The 2,007-nt window shown below is 35.2% G+C and carries 2 protein-coding genes and 1 pseudogene; all 3 read right to left on the reverse strand.

Features of this window, described 5'->3' with window-relative positions; all coding sequences use genetic code 11:
• Positions 1-39: 39 nt before the first annotated feature.
• Positions 40-822: a hypothetical protein gene (locus tag IM295_RS22910; RefSeq protein ID WP_226859544.1), complete on the reverse strand. Its 783-nt coding sequence runs from the start codon at positions 820-822 to the stop codon at positions 40-42.
• A 1-nt stretch (position 823) separates the two neighbouring features.
• Entirely contained in the window at positions 824-1,360 is a 537-nt protein-coding gene (locus tag IM295_RS22915; protein WP_047363182.1) for a serine O-acetyltransferase, read from the reverse strand.
• Positions 1,353-2,007: pseudogene (locus IM295_RS22920) on the reverse strand (hypothetical protein); the annotation flags it as partial. The pseudogene IM295_RS22920 and the gene IM295_RS22915, both read right to left, overlap by 8 nt.

Consider the following 2,007-nt stretch of genomic DNA (forward strand, 5'->3'; position numbering starts at 1 on the left):
GCTATTAGTAGTTATGAACTTCCTCTTTAGAGGTAAGCATTATATTGTTCTCATCGTCAAACCTGTCTGCCGGGGATGCTGGATGTCAAGCACAGCATCAGCACCAGAGAAGAATGACGCAATCTGTTTTTTATTTCTAGAGCGAAGTGTAAAACTAAAGAGTCTGTATTTAATGACATCTTTTATATTGGTAAGAATAAAACCAGCCAATACAACAATAGAAGGAAAATAAAGCACAAACCTTAAATCATATTCATTTTTATATTTCTCATAAATTTCCCCTAATAGCTTGTATCTGTCACTATGTACGGTACCGAGGAATGCAATACTTCGATTAACGTTCTTTGCTGTTTTTCTTGTCGCTGTGATTACAAAATCAGGGGAATAAAACAATGGCAAATGATCCATAAAATCATATTCTCGAGCATCATTATCATCAAAGGTAAACACCCGGTCAAATAAGTTTAGATACTCCTGAATATGAGGGTAATTTTTAATAGAATCCCACGCGTAGTAAATGAATTGAGCACTCTTATATTTATTTTTGAATTTAAGTAGATTTTTTCTATCGAGAGACTCACCTTTAAGCACTATAACATAGTCGTAATCATCTCTTGTTTGAAACAATATCCTCTCAAAATACGCGTCTGAAATGCGTTTAAGGAAATTATTATCTTTCCAGAGCCTAAGTAAAATTTTAAAAAAGACGTTATTAAATGGCTTTTCATCGAAATAATCAACGGTGGCACCGGCTCGCCTTAATCCATCAGATATTTCGGTTTCATAATTAAAAAAGCGAGGACATAAAAACAGCACTTTCATTTTAAATACTCTTCTTCACAATGGCCGGAATGCCTACAAGTAGCACATTGTCATCACAGGAATGCATTACAACAGCGTTAGCCGCGACAATAACATTGTCACCAATTCGAATACCACCAAGAACCTTAGCCCCAGATGCAATTACTACATTATCACCTAAAACAGGGCGATTAGCGTGATTGAATGGAATATCGATATTTTTCGCACCCAGCGTAACTTGCTGGTATATTGTTGCGTTAACACCAATTTTAGATGCGCCAATAACAATACCCTGCGAGTGTGGTATAAAAAAACCACCACCTATTTCGCAGTTTGACGCAATTTCAACCCCAAAAACAATAAAATTTATTAGCGAAAAAATCTTTCCTAAAACAGGGATTCTTTTCTTATAGCAAAAATGACTCATGCGGTATAAAATAACTGGAGTCATTTTCATTCCGATAAAAGCTGAAATTATACCTAAAAGAGAAACTTTTGATTTATTACGCCCACTCAGTTTGTAATATCTCCGTACATCTTCCTTAACTAACTCAAACATTAGGATGACTCCCTGTAAATATTTTAATTCTCACAAGAACAAGAGTTACAATAAAAAGTAAGAAATATGTCTGAATAAAAAATAAATTATAAAAGCAACTAAATATTGCGCACTGCATTGCAATCGCATAAGGAAATAAACTAAAACGATATGACTTTAGCAAATTCTTGTAGGCAATACTGAAAAGCAGAAGTAAGCATGTAACCACAATTAGGGAGCCCGCGATGCCAAGATCGGGCATTAGCTTTTCAAACATTGTTGAAACGTTGGCATTATCATCTACTAATGCCATGGTATCGTGGAATCCTAAATCACTATAAATGAGATTTCGGATAACACTGGGGAAAAGATCCTGGAAGCTTGTAAAATCGTATACCGGCACTATATCCGCAAAGTTATAGGCAAGATTTGCAAGACCCGCAGTAACATAGACATAAAACCATGTAAATCCTGAAGGCAGACTCGACAAAAATTGGCCTTGTGGTGACAACAAATATTGATACGGATTTTCTGCGCCCCTGATATCTCCTACTGCTCCAAAAAGTAGAACTATTGTCACAACTGACAATACAGTATAAACAAACATCTTTTTCGTGAATTTTTTATAAATAAAGAATAAAAAGAATATTTCTACGAGACCAGACATC

This window comes from Enterobacter cloacae complex sp. P14RS, assembly GCF_014895895.1.
GTDB classification, from domain to species: Bacteria; Pseudomonadota; Gammaproteobacteria; order Enterobacterales; family Enterobacteriaceae; genus Enterobacter; species Enterobacter bugandensis.